The sequence below is a fragment of the Pseudobacter ginsenosidimutans genome (assembly GCF_007970185.1).
In the GTDB taxonomy this organism is placed as follows: Bacteria; Bacteroidota; Bacteroidia; order Chitinophagales; family Chitinophagaceae; genus Pseudobacter; species Pseudobacter ginsenosidimutans.
Genome location: NZ_CP042431.1, coordinates 2,681,355 through 2,698,989, shown reverse-complemented (window position 1 = coordinate 2,698,989; position 17,635 = coordinate 2,681,355). Strand labels below are relative to the sequence as shown.

The 17,635-nt window shown below is 47.5% G+C and carries 14 protein-coding genes; 5 read left to right on the top strand and 9 right to left on the bottom strand.

What is annotated here, in order from left to right:
• Positions 1–80: 80 nt before the first annotated feature.
• The 6 genes from FSB84_RS11000 to FSB84_RS10975 all read right to left on the bottom strand — a co-directional run bounded on the left by FSB84_RS11000 (position 81) and on the right by FSB84_RS10975 (position 8,998).
• Positions 81–2,516, bottom strand: a complete 2,436-nt coding sequence (locus tag FSB84_RS11000) for a TonB-dependent receptor (RefSeq protein WP_130541512.1) — start codon at positions 2,514–2,516, stop codon at positions 81–83.
• A 99-nt stretch (positions 2,517–2,615) separates the two neighbouring features.
• Positions 2,616–2,969 (bottom strand): hypothetical protein, encoded by a 354-nt coding sequence (locus tag FSB84_RS10995; RefSeq protein WP_130541513.1) that lies wholly within the window; start codon positions 2,967–2,969, stop codon positions 2,616–2,618.
• 55 nt (positions 2,970–3,024) lie between these two features.
• A complete protein-coding gene (locus FSB84_RS10990) occupies positions 3,025–4,857 on the bottom strand; it encodes a tetratricopeptide repeat-containing sensor histidine kinase (RefSeq protein ID WP_130541514.1) in 1,833 nt (610 codons plus the stop codon).
• 91 nt (positions 4,858–4,948) lie between these two features.
• Complete coding sequence (locus tag FSB84_RS31015) at positions 4,949–5,593, bottom strand: response regulator (RefSeq protein ID WP_147122134.1); 645 nt, start codon at positions 5,591–5,593, stop codon at positions 4,949–4,951.
• Between the two features lie 102 nt (positions 5,594–5,695).
• A complete protein-coding gene (locus FSB84_RS10980; RefSeq protein ID WP_130541515.1) occupies positions 5,696–7,282 on the bottom strand; it encodes a DUF1501 domain-containing protein in 1,587 nt (528 codons plus the stop codon).
• Between the two features lie 36 nt (positions 7,283–7,318).
• On the bottom strand, positions 7,319–8,998 hold the full coding sequence (locus tag FSB84_RS10975) for a DUF1800 domain-containing protein (RefSeq protein ID WP_130541516.1): 1,680 nt from the start codon (positions 8,996–8,998) through the stop codon (positions 7,319–7,321).
• Positions 8,999–9,437: 439 nt separating this feature from the next.
• Here FSB84_RS10975 and FSB84_RS10970 point away from each other — a divergent pair, with 439 nt between their 5' ends.
• Positions 9,438–10,097, top strand: coding sequence for a hypothetical protein (locus tag FSB84_RS10970; protein WP_130541517.1), 660 nt, complete (start codon positions 9,438–9,440; stop codon positions 10,095–10,097).
• A gap of 63 nt (positions 10,098–10,160) precedes the next feature.
• Here FSB84_RS10970 and FSB84_RS10965 read toward each other — a convergent pair whose 3' ends face one another.
• Positions 10,161–11,339 (bottom strand): acetyl-CoA C-acyltransferase, encoded by a 1,179-nt coding sequence (locus FSB84_RS10965; RefSeq protein ID WP_130541518.1) that lies wholly within the window; start codon positions 11,337–11,339, stop codon positions 10,161–10,163.
• Between the two features lie 118 nt (positions 11,340–11,457).
• Here FSB84_RS10965 and FSB84_RS10960 point away from each other — a divergent pair, with 118 nt between their 5' ends.
• A complete protein-coding gene (locus FSB84_RS10960) occupies positions 11,458–12,507 on the top strand; it encodes a quinone-dependent dihydroorotate dehydrogenase (RefSeq protein WP_130541519.1) in 1,050 nt (349 codons plus the stop codon).
• 68 nt (positions 12,508–12,575) lie between these two features.
• On the top strand, positions 12,576–13,394 hold the full coding sequence (locus FSB84_RS10955; RefSeq protein WP_130541520.1) for a TerC family protein: 819 nt from the start codon (positions 12,576–12,578) through the stop codon (positions 13,392–13,394).
• A gap of 89 nt (positions 13,395–13,483) precedes the next feature.
• Here the strand turns inward: FSB84_RS10955 and FSB84_RS10950 are convergent, their stop codons facing one another.
• Together FSB84_RS10950 and dnaB are read right to left on the bottom strand one after the other, a co-directional pair.
• On the bottom strand, positions 13,484–14,200 hold the full coding sequence (locus FSB84_RS10950; protein WP_130541521.1) for an RsmE family RNA methyltransferase: 717 nt from the start codon (positions 14,198–14,200) through the stop codon (positions 13,484–13,486).
• A gap of 12 nt (positions 14,201–14,212) precedes the next feature.
• Complete coding sequence (gene dnaB, locus FSB84_RS10945; protein ID WP_130541522.1) at positions 14,213–15,799, bottom strand: replicative DNA helicase; 1,587 nt, start codon at positions 15,797–15,799, stop codon at positions 14,213–14,215.
• Between the two features lie 599 nt (positions 15,800–16,398).
• Here dnaB and FSB84_RS10940 point away from each other — a divergent pair.
• Both FSB84_RS10940 and FSB84_RS10935 read left to right on the top strand, forming a co-directional pair.
• The gene (locus tag FSB84_RS10940) at positions 16,399–16,650 is read left to right on the top strand and encodes a hypothetical protein (protein WP_130541523.1); all 252 of its coding nucleotides are present in this window, start codon (positions 16,399–16,401) and stop codon (positions 16,648–16,650) included.
• A gap of 130 nt (positions 16,651–16,780) precedes the next feature.
• Positions 16,781–17,635, top strand: coding sequence for a DUF6263 family protein (locus FSB84_RS10935; protein ID WP_130541524.1), 855 nt, complete (start codon positions 16,781–16,783; stop codon positions 17,633–17,635).

Genomic DNA, 17,635 nt, shown 5'->3' with positions numbered 1-17,635 from the left:
AGATGGGTTAGTAAGGACCCATTTATCAACGCTTATTTTCAGCTTTTAGTATGTATAACCCGCGGGGGTAGCCGGTTTCATCAGTTGGTGGTGAAGCTCAGCGGGATGTTCAGCTTCACACTGAAATTCCTTCCCATCCCAAAAACACCTATTCTGCCGGTGACTTCATTTTCAGGTGCATACTTCAATCTGCTCAGGTGGCTCTGCCAGGCAACATCCCCGATATTATTGGCAGAAAAGAAGAGACTGAACAGCACTTTGTTCTTACTCATTACATTACCACCGAAACCTGCGTTCAGCAAAGTATAACCAGAAGTTTTGGTTTCGGTATTGTAACCGGTGAAAGGCTCGTTCTGTGCGAAAGTATTATCGAGTTCAGCTTTCACGTAGAGCTGACTGAAGGTTTTTGATTTTGGGAAGAGGTCAACTTTCACTTCATTGATCAGCCTGGCTGCAGGAATGAAAGGAAGGTTCCTGCTGCCGTCCTGGCTTTCGCTGAGAGTTCCGCGCACATAGGAAAAAGTGTTTTCCAGGTGCAGCCAGTCCAGCGGATGCGGGTGGATATCTATATTCATTTCAGCGCCATAGAGCGTTGCATTGTGCTGGTTATACCGGAAGGCAAAGAGCTCGTCTCCGTCAGCAATGATGAGTGAATCGCCACCGCCAACAGCCTGCAGTTTGCGTGAATAAATGAAATTCTGTACAGAGTTGTAGAAGAGATTGGCCGCCAGGCTTACGTGGGGCGTGGCAAATTCCACTCCGCCATCTACCTGGAAGCTGGTTTCTGATTTCAGGTCGCGCTGCCCATACTCATACCTGTTAGTTCCCTCATGCGCGCCATTGCTGGCCAGCTCAGGAATGCTGGGTGCTCGAAAACCCCGGGCCATATTGAATTTCAGGGTGAGGTCTTTTGTTGCACGGTAGCTGAGACCGATGCTGCCGGAAACGTTATCGAATTTCCTCTTGAACTGTTCGAATTTCAGATCGCCATCTTCATCCATTTCTTTCGAATTCAGGGAGCGGTGATCATAACGAAGGCCGCCGCTGATCGTCATCTTGTTGATCTCTTTCTGTGTATAGATGAAGGCGCCAACATCGAAGAGATCGTATTCAGGAATGAGGGCTTCTTCTCCTTTGTTCTGATTGTTCTGCTGCATGCCATTCACACCGATGGATGTTTTCCAATGGTTCTTTTCAGCGAAATGATATTGCAGGTTGTAGTTGATGGTCTTAAGATCGAAATACAATTCCTGTTCTTTGGGATCGAGCACATTACCGAACTCTTCCCGTTGATTGCGCTGGAAGCCCAGCGTGAAAGTGAGTCGATCATCCCCCAGTCTGAAACTGTTATCTGTAGCCACTTTGAAATGCCTGATGCGCTGACGTGGGATGAATGGATCTGTGGAAGTGAAATCATCATGCGCTGCTTCTTCCTCTTCAACCACACCATCATGATCAACAGGCTTGATAAAGCGGCCGGTTGCAGCGTCTCGCTCCCCTTCCACCAGTCCTACATGCTGATCGAACATACTTGCATACACATGCGTGTACCCCCATTGCCTGTTCAGTCCGAGATAACCACCAAAGGCTTTCTCATTGAATTTGGAATTGAAGACGTAGCCATCGTATTTATTCTTGTAATCTGCAGCGGCTTTGTAAGATCCATAGGCGCCCCAGATGAATCCATTCTGGTTGCCGCCGAGATCTGCATGGAAGCCGCGAAGGCGGTTATTGCTTTGATAATTGCTGAACAGGTTTCCCTTGATGGTTCCTTCTGCTACGGGAACGATGGAAATGATATTCACCACACCTGCCAGAGCATCGCTGCCGTACATGAGGGAAGCCGGTCCTTTGAGAATTTCCGCCTTGCTCACATTGTATTCATCGATCTCAATACCATGTTCATCCCCCCATTGCTGTCCTTCCTGACGGATCCCATCATTCACGATCACTACCCTGTTGTATCCGAGGCCGCGGATGAAAGGCTTGGAAACGGCCGGTCCTGTTGATACCTGCGATACACCGGGCGTGCGGCTCAATGCATCGATCAGGTTGGTGGATGCTGCGCGGAACAGTTCATCCTTCTTAACGATATTAACGGGCACGGGTGTACGCTTCACGGAAGTGGCGGCAGAAACACCGGTAACGGTAACGGCTTCATTCTCCACATAGGAACGGGTGAGGGCGAAGTCTTTCTGGCTGATGGCGCTGAGGTAGATGGATTCGATCAGCGGCGCATAGCCTGTGAAGCTCACCTCTACCAGGTGTTTGCCTCCGGGAATATTCTTGAAACTGTAAATGCCTTGTGCGTTGGTGGTGGCCCCTGTGCGGAGGTCCGGCAGGTAAACGGAGGCGCCGGCGAGCGCTTCGCCTGTAACGATATCGGTGATCTTACCTGTGAGGCTGGCCCTGTCTGTTACAGGAGCAGCTGCAGGTGAATTATTCAGGTTTTGTGCAATGAGGGGATTGGCGGCAAAGCCGGCAATGAATACAATGATCGACAGAACAAATTTCATCTTCGTTCAGATTTATAGAAATACAATCAGTAAATAAGTAAATGCTGATCTGGATATTCAGATCATGTCAATATCGCTTATACAAGCGGGTTAGTGGGATCAACTGATGGCAGGTGGTCCGCGAAGACTGAAATAGAAGGCGGTTATAGAATGAAGGGAACTGTTGACGACATCGTTGAAGCTGATGAATTCAACAGGCGGCTTTGAGATGGTTACAGGATCTCCGCTGGTAAAGGGAGATTCCGCTACGTTGTTGTCTGTATCGCAATGAAAGCCGCTTTTTACGAATCCTGGTGTGGCTGCTGTATGATAACTGATATCATCCTCGTGATGAACGATCAGATCGTGCAGGATCTTCTTGGGGGTGATGCTGAGCGCAAACAAGAGCAGGAGCAGCGTACTGATGCCGCGACTGAGCCATTGTTTTCCATCCCTCAAAAAAATTGCCACCATGTTGCAAATATAGAACATTTGCTTTTAGCGGGTCAAAAATTATTGAAGCGGTGGATTACTTTCTGAGAATCACGGTGAAAAGGGAGCCTTTGCCTGGTTCGCTTTCGCAGCTGATCTTACCATTGATCTCTTCCACGATGCGTTTTACGATACTTAGCCCGAGGCCGTTAGAGTTTTCGCCGTCCGTGGGTTGCGAAGAGATCATACTGTATTTGGAGAAAAGATGGGGCATTTCTTCTTTTTCGATCCCTACTCCTTCATCGCGGACCTTGATACTGATGGCATCCTGTTCTTCGTTTACGCTCACCCATACATTTTTTCCACGGGGCGTGTATTTGATGGCATTGGAAAGCAGGTTTTCGCAGATGCGGCTCACCAGGTGTTTATCGCTGAGGATGTATAATTCTTTTTCGGGAAGTTCCGCATGAAGACGGATCTCTTTCTTATCAGCCATCACCTTGAAATTATCGATCACATCTTCCGTGAGAATGGTGAGATCGAAATTCTCGATGCGCAATTTGTGATTGCCGATATCTTTTTTCTCCACGTCGAGAATACGGCTGATCAGGCCTTCACCATAATTGCTGGCTTGTATGATCTTGCTGAGTGCCCGCTGTTGCTCTGCTGATAAGCGTTCCGATTCATGCATCATCAAATCACCCCAGACCTGGATTGTAGCAAAGGGTGTATTGAGATCATGTGAAACGATGCTGATGAGGGAATTCTTTTCGTAGTTGAGCTCGGCCAGTTTATCGTTTTGTTGCAGGATCAACTGGTTGGTGGCCTGTAAGCGCCTGTTGGCATTTCGTTTGGTGATGAATGCGATGGCGGTGAGTGCGCCGATAATTCCGAATGCAACAGCCAGCAGGGTGATGCTTCTCGCTTTCAGCATTTCCTTTTCCACCTGTTCTTTCAGGAGTTTATTGGCGGCTTCCCTTTCTTTGGCATTGAACCTTTCCTGAAGTTCAGCGATTGTTTGATGGGTATCCCCATTTACGATGGCAGTATCCAGTTCGTACCAGCTTTTGAGGTGATCGTAGGCACTGTAATAATCTTCTTTGTATTCGGAAAGCTTGGCCAGCATTGCATGACTATCTGCCTCCTTGCTTTTGGATCCGAGCTTGCGGGCCAGGTCCATGGTCCTTTCTGCGTACCAGGCTGCCGAGTCGAATTGTTTTTTTTCAGTGAAGAGATCGGCCAGGTTGAGCAGATCGATCCAGAGATCTCCTACATTATTATTGAGCGTATGCGTGTAGAGATTGCTGCGGAAAAAGGGCAGCGCTTCATCATATTTTTTTTCCTTGAAGTTGAGACTGCCCAGGTTATTGTAGGTGCTGGTTATATCTACAGTGTGCTCATATGGTTTCCCGATGCGCAGCGCTTCATCGAGCAATACCCTTGCGCTGTCGAACTGCTTCAGCTGCATGAAGATCACCGCCAGGTTATTATAGGTACTAACCACATTGTAAATATCACCTTTGTAAGCGGAAAGCCTTGCCGCCTGCTGGTAAAAGGTTTTAGCCTGTTGCGGTTCCTTGATATTGGAATAGAGAATGGCGAGATCGCTGAGTGCAGAGATCTCATATTCAATGGAATTTAGTTTACGGGCAGCATCCAGCGATTCCAGGTAGAAATGGATGGCAGATTCGTAATTGCTCATCATTTCTTCATAGATCCCTTTGAGCCGGCAGCTCAGCACATGGCCTTTGTTGAATTTCAGCTTGACCGCTTCCTCTTCGATGAAAGCAGCATAATAGCGGATAGAATCTTTCTTGTCTTCCGAGAAATCGAGACAACGGTCATAGATGCTTTTCAGGCGGGAAGTATCCACCTGTGTGTATCCAGGCATACTGCCAATAAGGAGAGTAATGAGGAGCCAGGGTCTCAAATGATAATCGGGTTGCTTATAGGAAAGATAAGGAATCTGCTACCGTTTTGCGGTTGGCAGCAATTAAAATTCCATAAATCGAAAATGGATATCAGTCGATCAGCCGGTTCTTAAGCGCAAATTTTACCAGTCCAACCGTATTGTTCACGCCTAATTTAGCGATGAGGTTCTTCCGGTGGGTTTCCACGGTGCTTACGCTCAGGAATAGTTTTTCTGCAATTTCGGAGTTGCTGAATTCCTTGCAAATAAGGGTCAGTATCTCAATTTCGCGGCGGGAAAGAATTTCTTCCACCTTCTTGTCTTCGATGGTGATGGTATTGCGGAAGTCCTGTTCCGTATCCAGGATATTGATCTCTTTGCTGAAGTATTTCTCGCCCGTGGAGATGGCTTTGAGGGCTTTCTTCAGTTCTTCCATGCTGGCATTCTTCAGAAGATAGCCCTGGATATCGTATTTCACCAGTTTATGGATGTAACGGGTGCCCCTCATGAGCGTGAGGTAAAGCACTTTCAACTCGGGTTTGATGACGCGGATCTGCTTGAGGAGATCCTCTTCCTCGATATCGGGCAGGTGTACGTCCAGCAGCAGCACGTCAATTTCCAGTTCGGGCAATTGTTTCAGCAAATGGCCTCCGTTCATGGCCGTACCAACAACCTGTATTCCTTCTTGTTTTCCGAGTAACAGGGTAAGTCCTTCAAGATATAATTCGTGGTCGTCAGTAATAAAAACTTTCACCATAGGATGTAATCAATATGGGGCAATTTAAAACTATTTACCATATGAAAGTAAAAAGCCCTGAAAAGGGCTTAAAGATTATTCGTATTAATATGTTTTGAATACTTATCTCACTTTCAGCATCGATCTTACCTGTTGGGTGGTGCCATTCTGAAAACGTGCATAATAAACACCTGCCGGAAGGCCACGGCTTTCGAATGGAAGCGTATAGGCACCGGGGGCATAGACCTTATCCGTGAGAATTTTTGCAACGCGACCGAGACTGTCCATTACCTGTACCATAGTATGACCGCCTTTTGTTTTGAAGGTGATACTGGTGGTTTCGGTGAACGGATTAGGATAATTAATGATAAGTTGATCGCCTGAATTCCGGATCACATCGTCAAGGCCGGTAGTGGTACAGGCATTGTTGTAAGCCAGTGGGATGTTCTGAAAATTTTTAAACATGATGGTCTGCAGATCGGTTTCTTTCACGCAGAACCATTGACTGAGCAGGGAAGCGTAAATACTTCTGAAATCGTATTGAAAAGGCACATTGTCGTTCACCGAAGTGCTGGTAGGGATATTGGGATTGTTTCCTACAATGCCCGGGCGGACATTTTTGCCGAATACGAATACAGGCGCGGCGGCTCCATGGTCAGTTCCGAAGCTGCCATTGGATTTGATGCGTCTTCCGAATTCGGAGAAGGTCATTCCGATCACGCGGTCCTCCACTCCAAGACCTTTAAGGTCATCCATGAACGCTTTGATAGCATTAGAAAGATTGCCGAGCAGTGAAGCGTGCATTCCTGTGGTGGTATCTTTTTCTTCCACCTGGCCTCCGTGTGTATCAAATCCTCCGGTGCTCACCATATAGATCCGTGTTTTCAATCCGCCTTTGATGAGCCTTGCTACAATTTTCAATTGTTGCGCCAGGTCGTTATTGCCCGGGTAGCTGCCCTGTGTTGGTACACGCCTGGCTGCTGCGCGGATAACGGTGGAATATCTCTCCGTTTGTCCGGCGATAAGACGGATATATTTCAGTTCCTTACCCCATGGTGTATCCGGAACAGTATCCTGAATGTCTTCGAGAAAATCATAGAAGCTGTTGGGATCGCTGATGTTCATCGCCATGTTCATGGTAGGTCCCTGTAGTGCCAGAGCGGCCACGGCACCGATCTGAATGGCCAGCGGGTCCGGCATCTGCGAATTGGGGTATCCGTTAGGATAGTTGGGAAACTCGTTGGCGAGATACCTGCCTGTCCATCCTGTAGTGAGCACCTGTTCTGAATCGGAGCCGCTCATCCAGATATCTGTGGCGCGGAAATGCGAGAAGTTGGGTGTGGGATAACCCACAGCCTGAACGATCGCCAGCTTGCCCTCGTTGTAAAGGCTTTGCAGGCCGGCCATGGAAGGATGCAATCCTGTTTTTACCACGCCGTTCAGGGTAAGGACCTTATTCTGAGGGATAGCGATATTCTTTCTTGCATTCTGATAACCTGCGTAGAACTCAACAGGTATTACCATGTTCAATCCATCATTGCCGCCATTGAGCTGGATGAGTACCAGTACCTTATCTGTTTCGGTGGTAGCAAGTAAAGAGTGAATCAATGGCGAAGAGCCGGTATATGCTTTAACAGAAAAACCTTTGAAAAGTCCGGGCAGTGTAATGGCTGCCGGCAAAGTTTGTGAAAAGAATTCTCTGCGTTTCATAGTAATTGGTTGTTCCTGCGGGAGCAGGCGGTTGGGTTAAGCTAATTGGTACTCGGCCAGGTTCATGAAATATTTGTACAATGCCTGTAGCCTGAGGTAAACTACTTCGTATTTCACCATATTGGTGGGATCGGTTTTGTATGCATTCCATGCATTGCTCCAATAGTAATCCTGCGTTTGACCGGTAAGCAGGATCGCATTCTTGATGATGGTTTTGGATGCATCGGATAAGGGTACCCGGTAGAAGAGGTTCAACACATCATTGATCAGCACATCCGGGTTAACTGCATTGGGTAGTGTGTTGGTGAATTCTACGGGATCGATCCTAAGTACCTGACCATTCCTCATATAGCCTGAGCCAATCAATACGTCTGAGAAAATATTTCTTTTAGGCAGGGTATCTGAATTGATCCATGCCTCGTGGAATTGTGGAATCTGATAGTATGCTGGCCACCCGGACACACCGGGAGGGTCGCCGGGATTTAGCTGCATTTCGGCTGATTGGAACCTTACAAAGTCCAGCAAGCCGTAATAAGCTTCATAGTCAGTTGGCGAAGGGAACTGAACATTGAACTCACGGCAGAGACCAATAGTGAGGTCAAGCGGGCTTTTGATCAGGCAGCCCTGTGAAAGCACATCGAAGAAATGTTCGCTTTTGAAAAGGCGTTCGAGCACAGGTTTCACTTCCCAGTTGCTGTTGCGGAACAGCAGGGCCAATGGTTTGATCACATTGGTTTCCGTATTGGCATCAATGGTATAATAAACGAAATAACGATAGAGTTTGCGCACCATGAATTCTGAGACTTCCACACTTTTGTTGAAGATCATGGTGAGGAGATCGTCGAGCTCAGCTTCACCTGCATTGGCATCGCTACGGCCGGCGATGGTAGTACCGCCATAGAAGGAGGAAAAGGTTTTGCTTCCTGTATCGTGGCGATTGATATCGAAGAAAACCTCATCTGTTGCTTCATTGATACACCAGCCGGTGAGCACGCGTGCTGCCGTTATCACGTCTGGTTCAGTATAGTTTGGATTGTTTTCTTTTCCCAGTGTGAAAAGCTCCTGCAATTCACGTGCATAGTTCTCGTCTGGCGCTTCTTTTCGGCTAAGCATGCCATTCAGATAATTGAGCATGGCAAGATCGATGGTTACCCCGCGAACCAATGCTTTGAAATTGCCTGTGGCATGACTTCTAAGCAAGAGGTAATGACGATACGCGTAAATGCCCACTTTATAAAATCCGGTTTCTGTGGCAAAATGATTATGCCAGAAGAGGTTCATCTTTTCACCGATATTCCTTTCCTGGTTGATCATTAGGGAAGTCCACCAGGCTTTCCAGCTGATGATCCTGTTGTAGTTCGCCTGGCCGTCGTTGGTATGTGTATTCACCCAGGTTGCTCCAATGGGGATAGCAAAATCCGGATCGGCAGGGTTGATATCTTCATTGCTATATGCTTTTACCGGAGGAGCAGGTACTGTTGCGGGTACGTTCAAAAGCGCGTCCACAGCGGCATCCATTGACATGGCGCGAAAATAGTCCACATCAGACTTTTTAGCCCCGAACATGGTCCTTTTAAGCAGGTGCGCTACTTCATTGGTAGTCCAGGGACCCGTGTAAGGGTTCAAACCTGAAGTGATCTGGCGGAGCCCGCCGAATGGCGAGGTGGCAGGAGTATTGGCTTTTGGTTTCAGGGCGAAGAATGCTCTTCTATCCATACGGTTATTTTTGGGGTAAGCAGTTAACGCTATTTATGCTCAAAAATGTTGCCATTTGAAAGAAATAGTCCATCAACAAGTAAAAATTCAGAGAAAATCGTAATAATACGGATTGGGGTGAAAAGCGTGCTTCGACAGGGATTTTGAGGAATCAGGAGTTCGGGGGGATGTTGACGTGAGAAGGGTTGGGAGAAAAGTTTGTTCGAAAGAAGTTGTAAATTAGTGACTCTAAATTTTCTCTTATGTATACATGGACAGACGAAGAAAGAGCAAACTATCAGCGAATGATGGATTTAGCGGTAAGTCTGAGACAGAGGAAATTAACTCGTGAAGAGGCGCTTCAAGACCTGGTCGACGCAGGCATCTTTGATGAGAACGGCAACTACACAGAACCCTATAAAATCCTCGAGCAGTACTCCGCTTCTAAATAGCGGAGTATATGTATGATTTTAAGTCGAACCTGGTGTTCGGTTTCCACGGTTGTGAAGCCGCAGTACGGGATGAATTGCTTTCACAGCCCGATAGAATCAAATTTAGCCAAAAGCCATTCGAGTGGTTGGGCCATGGTTTTTATTTTTGGGAGAACAATGAGGAGAGAGCCTGGCTATGGGCATTGGAGAAAAAAGCCCGTGGTGAAATTTCGGAGCCTGCAGTAATTGGAGCAGTGCTTCAATTAGGTTATTGTTGTGATTTGCTGGACAGTGAGTATATCCACCTATTGTCAAATTACTACAATACCATGGCTGAATCTTACTTGTCTACAGGTACCCCACTCCCGATCAATAAAGATTCTAAAGGCGACATACACAAGGACAAATTATTAAGATACCTTGATTGTGCAGTGATAGAATATATGCATGCTAAATTTCAGAAAAGGATCAGTGATGATAAAAGAACTGAAGGTCATACCAGGTTCAGGATTTTCGATTCTGTACGCGGCGCTTTTTTTGAAGGAGGGCCAGCTTTTGAAGGCTCAGGCATCATTTCAAAAACTCATATCCAGATCTGCATCAGAAATCCCAATTGCATTCAGGGATTCTTTAAGCCTAAAAATGAGGGTAATTATGACGATTTTCCGCAGATTTTTCATCCCGATTAATATCGTCCAACAAAAAAGCCTCCGGCTTTCACCGGAGGCTTGCAACTAATCTATTTCAATCTCTTAACTGATATTCTCAATAATCCCCGCAATCCCCTGTCCACCGCCAACACAGGCAGTAACAATGCCATACTTCTTGCCCAATCGCTTCATATCATTCGTGATCTGAATAGTGAGCTTGGCACCTGTACATCCCAGCGGATGGCCCAACGCAATAGCGCCTCCATTGATGTTCACGATATCCGGATTGATGCCCAGTTTACGAACCACGGCCAGCGCCTGTGAAGCGAAGGCCTCATTCAATTCTACCAAATCAATCTGACCAAGATTCATATTGGCCTGCTTCAACACTTTGGGAACTGCTTCCACCGGACCGATGCCCATGATACGGGGATGCACACCCGCTGATGCACAGGCAACCAGACGTGCAATAGGTTTCAATCCCAGCTGATTCACCAGCCTTTCGCTCATCACTACCACAAAGGCAGCGCCATCAGAGGTTTGAGAAGAGTTACCGGCTGTTACGGTACCATTGGCAGCAAACACTGGTCTTAATTTACCCAGCGCTTCCATACTGGTATCCGGACGTGGTCCTTCATCAGTATCCACTACATAGCTTTTTACTGCGCGCTTTCCTTTTTCGTTCACATATACCTGCTCCACATTGATGGGCAGGATACCGCTTTTGAAATAGCCATTCTTGATAGCATTGATCGCTTTCTGATGGCTTTGGTAAGAGAAAGCATCCTGGTCTTCACGACTCACTTCATATTCTTTGGCTACAGCTTCTGCTGTAAGCCCCATGCCGAGAAAATAATCAGGTTCATCCTTCGCGATAGCATAAGAAGGAACAGGCTTCCAACCAGATGTTGGCACCAGGCTCATACTTTCGGTTCCGCCGGCAACAATACACTCTGCCATTCCCATCCGGATCTTCGCCGTAGCAATGGCGATGGTTTCCAGGCCGGACGCACAATAGCGGTTCACTGTCATGCCCGGTACTTCAATACCCAGCGCTTTGGCAGCGATCAAACGGCCCACCTGCAAGCCCTGCTCCGCTTCGGGAACCGCATTGCCCACTATCACATCATCCACCATTTTAGGCTCCAGTCCGGGCACAGAAGCTACCAGCGATTTGATCACTTCAGTGGCCAGATCATCCGGACGATAAAAACGGAATACCCCCCGCTTGGATTTACCAACTGCGGTACGATACCCTGCTACGATATATGCTTCCTGCATAAAATATGTTTAAGTGATTCATTAGTTGTTTATGCAACCTTCTGTATCAAAGTTAATAATCCATTTTCTTCCCGCCAAATAGCTGTCCGTTAAAGTTGCATTATCTTCGCACCCCAATATGTACCAGTTAATTCGCAAATTACTATTCCTTTTCGATGCTGAAAGTGTGCACTATTTTGCCATGAACACGTTCAAACTTGGATGCCGCATCGGCTTCATCCGCAAAATGCTGACAGCGTCATTCAAACCCGTATCAGCAAACCCTGCCACTCTTTTTGGGCTTCATTTCCCTAACCGTATTGGCCTGGCTGCCGGGTTCGACAAAAATGCCCTCTTCCTCAGTGAACTGGAAGTGATGGGCTTCGGTTATGTGGAGATCGGAACTGTTACACCGCTACCGCAAGCGGGGAACGATAAACCCAGGCTTTTCCGCTTGCCGAAAGACAAGGCCCTGATCAACCGTATGGGCTTCAACAACGACGGCGTTAAAGTAGTTGCTGCGCGATTGAAAAAATGGAAAGAGCAACATGCTTCTTCTCCATTGATCATTGGCGGCAATATCGGTAAGAACAAAGTAACGCCCAATGAGGATGCCTGGAAAGATTACGAAATCTGCTTCAGGGAGCTCTATGATGTTGTGGACTATTTTGTGGTGAACGTTAGCTCGCCCAACACACCGGGCTTACGTGCACTGCAGGAAAAAGATTCCCTGCACAAGATCCTTTCGCATTTGCAGACAATCAATCACCAGCTCACGCCGTCCGGCGCTGAAGCTAAACCGTTATTACTGAAGATTGCACCAGACCTTACCGTTGAGCAGATCGATGATGTGGTAGACCTGGCACTTGAGATCCAACTGGATGGACTGGTTGCCGCCAATACCACTATCAGTCGTGATAACCTGCAAACACCCGCCAGCACCCTGGAAGCCATTGGCGCCGGAGGTCTAAGCGGAAAGCCGTTGCTCACGCGTTCTACGGAAGTGGTACGTTATATTTGTGAGAAGACGGGCGGAAAGATCCCGGTGATCGGATCAGGTGGTATCTTCACCGGTGAAGATGCAGCCGCCAAAGCCGCTGCAGGCGCAGTGATGGTGCAGATCTGGACAGGCTTTATATATGAAGGTCCCGCTATCGTGAAAAAGATCAGCAGCAAATGGAAAGCGTAGATCAACTGTAACAAACAGCAACCAACCACTACTAATTTACTTTCAGCTTTTAAAACTTTGACCCGCTCATGGAGCAGTTATTTACGATCGACGCACTGATCAGTTTATTAACACTAACTACACTAGAAGTGGTGCTCGGCATCGACAACGTGATATTCGTGTCGATACTGATGGGACGAATGAGCAAAGAACAACAGCTCAAGGCCCGCCGTATCTGGATGTTTGCCGGCATCACCGTCCGCATCCTTTTACTCATGGCCATCGGTTGGCTGGTAAAGAACGGTAACTCGGAATTGTTCGGATTCGACATAAGGGGTACGCATGTTTCATTCAACCTGCGTAACTGTATCATGTTTGTGGGTGGCCTGTTCCTGCTGTACAAAACAGTGAAGGAGATCCACCACAAGCTGGAAGGCGATGAGGAATCGCTGAATCCGAAGAACAATAAGCCAGCTTCATTCGGTTCATTGATCGCGCAGATCATTGTGATTGATATGGTGTTCTCGTTCGACAGTATCATTACGGCTGTTGGACTTGCGCGCATCGTACCGGTAATGATCATTGCCGTGATCATTGCCATGATCATCATGTTCTTCTTTGCAGACAAGATCAGCAACTTCATCCATCAGCATCCCACGCTGAAGATGCTGGCCCTGGCCTTCCTGCTGATGGTTGGTTTCAGCCTCTTCTTTGAAGGTCTGGAGCCTGTACACCACAGCCATATCGATAAAGGCTATATCTACTTTGCGATGGCATTTTCCTTTGGTGTGGAGCTGCTGAATATGTGGATGCGCAAGCGCGAGAAGAAAAAGAAACCGGTGGAGTTGCGAGAGCCAAAGCTCAAAGAGAACAGTCCGGCAGGGACGAATGCAAGCAGACAACATTGATCAGCTAAATATTCAGGATAGAAGCGGGGCCAATGGCTCCGCTTTTTTATTGCCACTCGCGGGGACGCGAGCTACCGGACAAAATGTGATTAATGAATACAGAGTAATGTAGCAGCCACCACTCCTGCCGTTTCAGCGCGTAAGCGGGTATCCCCCAACGTTACAGGAGTGAACTTGTGATCGAGCGCCAGTTTGATCTCAAGCGGTGTGAAATCCCCTTCCGGACCGATCAAAATAAATTGGGATGATTGGCTGAAGTCGACAGCCGAAGCAAGAGACGTCTTTTGAGTTTCCCCGCAATGCGCAACAAATTTCTGTGAGGCCAGCAATGTATCTTCCAGGCGGAAGAGCTGTTCATAGTGAACAGGCTGATGCAATACAGGCAACCAGGATTGCTGGCTTTGCAGCATCGCGCTGACAAGGATATTCTCGAATCTTTCTTTCTTGAAATGTTGTTTTTCCGTGCGTTCACAGATCAGCGGAATAATTTCGGTTACACCGATCTCGGTTGCTTTCTCCATGAACCATTCAAACCGGCTGGCATTTTTCAACAGTGAAATAGCGATATTGATCTTTCTTGCAGGAGCCGGACTAACGGTGGTGCTCAACGCTTTTACGATGCATTTCTTTTTATGTGCTTCTGCGATGACCACCAGGTGGAGATTGCCTTTGCCATCGGCCAGTTGAAGATGTTCGTCATTGTCCATACGAAGCACCTGTACAATATGCTTTGAAGTTTCCTCCGGCAATTGCACCAGTTCGTTCACTGTTACAGGTTCTGCGTAAAAGAAGATTGGCAAACTCATAGGAGCAGCAACTTAGAACGGAGAATCGTCATCATCCCCGAAAGGCATATCATTCATTTTACTACCGGCCTGGATATACAGCTTGGCTCCACCGCCATCCTGGCCTTGTGCGCCGCCACCGCCGCCATCAGTAGGTACAGGTCTCCAGCTGCCGCCACCGCCTCCGAGACCACCGAAATCATCTTCCTCCATTTCCACGAACTTCTGAATATGAAGCTGGGCGCGGAGTTTGATGGTTTCGAGCGAACCGTTACGGTGCTTCGCGATACGCACGTGCGTTTCACCTTTATTGCTTTCTCCCATTTCATTGGAAGTGATATCGTAGTATTCAGGACGATAAATGAACATTACCATGTCCGCATCCTGTTCGATGGCGCCCGATTCACGAAGGTCACTCAACTGTGGCATCTTGTTCCCTTCCTTTCTCGTTTCCACCGCACGGCTTAACTGGGACAGTGCGATGATGGGGATCATCAGCTCCTTCGCCAGTGTTTTCAGGTTCCGGGAGATGGTACTGATCTCCTGTTCGCGGTTCACATTCTTACCACCGCCACCACTCATGAGCTGAAGGTAGTCGATGATGATCATGCCGATATTATGTTTGTTCTTGAGACGGCGGGCCTTGGCTCGGAGCTCAAATACGTTGAGGGCTGCTGTATCATCGATGTAAATGGGCGCCTGCGCCAGTTTCTGGATCCCCTTGGCATAGAGCTGTTTCATTTCATGCTCTTCCATTTTACCACGGGAGATCTTTTCGAGCCAGATCTCACTTTCGGCTGAGAGTACACGTTGTACCAGCTGTGCCGAGCTCATCTCAAGGCTGAAGAAGGCCACAGGTACCTGTTTGCTGCTGAGTGCCGCATTGCGGACCAGGTTAAGGGCGAATGCCGTTTTACCTACCGCAGGACGGGCAGCGAGGATGATCAGATCCGATGGCTGCCATCCGTAGGTGACTTTGTCCAGTGAAGGAAATCCACTGGGCACGCCAGTGATATCTTCCGTACGGTGGCGCATATCTTCGATACGCTGTACGGTTTTCACCAACACAGAATCGATACTGTCGAAGTTTTTACGAAGGTGATTGTTGGTGATCTCAAAAAGCTTGCTCTCCGCTTCGTCCAGGAGATCGAATACATCCGTGCTGTCTTCATAACTGTCGCTGATGATCTCTCCGCTGATACGGATCAGTTCGCGCTGAATGAATTTCTGAAGGATGATACGGGAGTGCGCTTCGATATTGGCGGATGATACAACAGCGTTGGTGAGACGGGTCACGTAGTACGGACCGCCTACCATTTCCAGCTCTACTTTACTTTTCAGCTCTTCCACCACGGTAAGGATATCGATAGGCTGGTTCTTTTGCTGGAGGCTTTGCATGGCCCGGTAAATACGCTGATTGGCATCCAGGTAAAAACACTCGGGTTTGAGGATCTCAATAACGGTATCGAAAGCGCTTTTTTCCAGCATAATGGCTCCAAGGACAGCTTCTTCAAGGTCTTTAGCCTGCGGGGGTACTTTGCCATATACCATCGTGCTCAGGTCCAGGGAACCTTTGCGCCGATTATTCTTTCGGTCTTTATTAAGGTTAGTCAAGTCCATTCAAGAGGGTCAATAATAAGTTAAACACATTGGTTAGAGCAGCCGTTTCGGGCAGTTTTTCCAGGTATAGGCGTAAAAAGGGCTTGTCACATTAATTGGGGTGACCAACCAATGACTTGCGGGTTAGTATCCAGCCTTGTTGTTACGAAAATGTTACTACAGGGTTATCGCAATGTTACCGCGTCAGTCAGGAGGGCGAATATAAACCCCTCCATCGTCCCGAAAAAAATTTTTTCCGATCTATATTTCATCACCCGCAATCCACCAGTGTACCCACAGGGTTTGATGGGTTATCCACACTGATGCTATACCTATCCCCAATTTACAAAAGTTTGGCACCCGTTCCTAAAAGAAATTCACACAGGCTGTGCGAAAGAAAAAGGCCCTCGAAATTTGGTGAAAACATGCAATAATCAAGATGTAGCAGGAGGTTGTTTTAGCTGGTTTCCGGCTGGTAAAAAACCCGATGCAGTGCGGGTTTGCGGACTGCTGCAAAGCTGAAAGCGGTACCGCGAAGGTATTTGTAATAAAAAACGTCAAACAACCATAGGAAATATCTGTTATTAAACCGAAATTAGCATCAGGCAAAAGCCAGTTTTATGCGGGTGTATCAATTGAAACATTTTGAAGTATTGCTGAACGACAGTCAGTCGAAAGAGCTGGCCCTTCTGGACCATCATGAACAACTCTGTCGTCGCATACTCACATCCGCAGCTATAGCCAAAGGCAATCTTGTTGAAATAGCGCAGATCACTTCCTTCCCCAAAATGCTGCGCAAACCGGTAAAGCTGGAAAGGCTGATGGACATGCGCCGATTGCCTCCCTTCCATTTTCTTATCTCCAGAAATTGATTTTTACTGCTCACCCGCCTGAAATTTCTTCCGGCGCAACTATTTCTGTTCCCCAATAAATTATTTTAGCCTTCATTTGCAATATCGATCGCGTCCGCGCGACTAACCTTACTAAATAATCAAAGATTGTATGAAACAATTCATCGCCATTGCAGCAGTATTGATCACGGGAGCTGCCTCTGCCCAAACCATTACCCGTAAAGCCGAATTCAAGAAAGGCCAGCAGATCGAATCCACCAGTTCCATGAAAATGGTGATGACCATGGAAATGATGGGCCAGTCCATGGATATGGTGAACAACTATAAATTCACCAGCAAAGTAGGTGTAACCGATGTTACCGCCACAGATAATAAACTCAACACCATCCTTACACGTGTTGTGATGGATATGCAGGCAGGTCCCCAGACCATGAGCTACGACTCAGATAAGAAAGAAGATGCCGACAGCGAATTCGGAAAAGCTTTCAGCGCAAAACTCAATACTCCTGTAAATATCACTACAGATAAAAAAGGAATGATCACTGCCAGCGATGAAAAAGCAGATCCAGCCAGCGATATCATGAACGATATGGGCGGTGGCATGGGAGAAAGCATGAGCAAGGTTGGAACCAGCCTCGAGATCATCGCCAACCTTCCTGAAGGCAAGACTTTCAAAACCGGAGATACCTGGATTGACAGCCTCACTGATCCAAAGACCAATGCTAAATATGTACTCAACTACAGAGTGGTTTCTATCCAGGGCGCCAATGCAACTATTTCTTTCGGCGGAACCGTTGGCCGCAGTGGTGAAATGCAGCAGGGCGGAATGACCATGAATATGGACCTGACAGGGCTTCTCAAAGGCGAGTATACCATGGAGACTGCTTCAGGCCTGGTAAAGGCTAAAAAACTCAACATGGAAGGGGAAGGAAAACTGGAAACGATGGGACAGGAAATCCCTTTTAAGATCAAGATAGACTCAGACGCATTGTTGAACCGTCAATAA

Coding starts and splice junctions, on each gene's coding strand:
- FSB84_RS10975 (WP_130541516.1), bottom strand. CDS start 8,998: ATGGATAGAAGAGCATTCTTCGCCCTGAAACCAAAAGCCAATACTCCT.
- FSB84_RS10970 (WP_130541517.1), top strand. CDS start 9,438: ATGTATGATTTTAAGTCGAACCTGGTGTTCGGTTTCCACGGTTGTGAA.
- FSB84_RS10960 (WP_130541519.1), top strand. CDS start 11,458: ATGTACCAGTTAATTCGCAAATTACTATTCCTTTTCGATGCTGAAAGT.
- FSB84_RS10950 (WP_130541521.1), bottom strand. CDS start 14,200: ATGAGTTTGCCAATCTTCTTTTACGCAGAACCTGTAACAGTGAACGAA.
- FSB84_RS10955 (WP_130541520.1), top strand. CDS start 12,576: ATGGAGCAGTTATTTACGATCGACGCACTGATCAGTTTATTAACACTA.
- FSB84_RS31015 (WP_147122134.1), bottom strand. CDS start 5,593: ATGGTGAAAGTTTTTATTACTGACGACCACGAATTATATCTTGAAGGA.
- FSB84_RS10935 (WP_130541524.1), top strand. CDS start 16,781: ATGAAACAATTCATCGCCATTGCAGCAGTATTGATCACGGGAGCTGCC.
- FSB84_RS10995 (WP_130541513.1), bottom strand. CDS start 2,969: ATGGTGGCAATTTTTTTGAGGGATGGAAAACAATGGCTCAGTCGCGGC.
- FSB84_RS10980 (WP_130541515.1), bottom strand. CDS start 7,282: ATGAAACGCAGAGAATTCTTTTCACAAACTTTGCCGGCAGCCATTACA.
- FSB84_RS10940 (WP_130541523.1), top strand. CDS start 16,399: ATGCGGGTGTATCAATTGAAACATTTTGAAGTATTGCTGAACGACAGT.
- FSB84_RS10965 (WP_130541518.1), bottom strand. CDS start 11,339: ATGCAGGAAGCATATATCGTAGCAGGGTATCGTACCGCAGTTGGTAAA.
- FSB84_RS11000 (WP_130541512.1), bottom strand. CDS start 2,516: ATGAAATTTGTTCTGTCGATCATTGTATTCATTGCCGGCTTTGCCGCC.
- dnaB (WP_130541522.1), bottom strand. CDS start 15,799: ATGGACTTGACTAACCTTAATAAAGACCGAAAGAATAATCGGCGCAAA.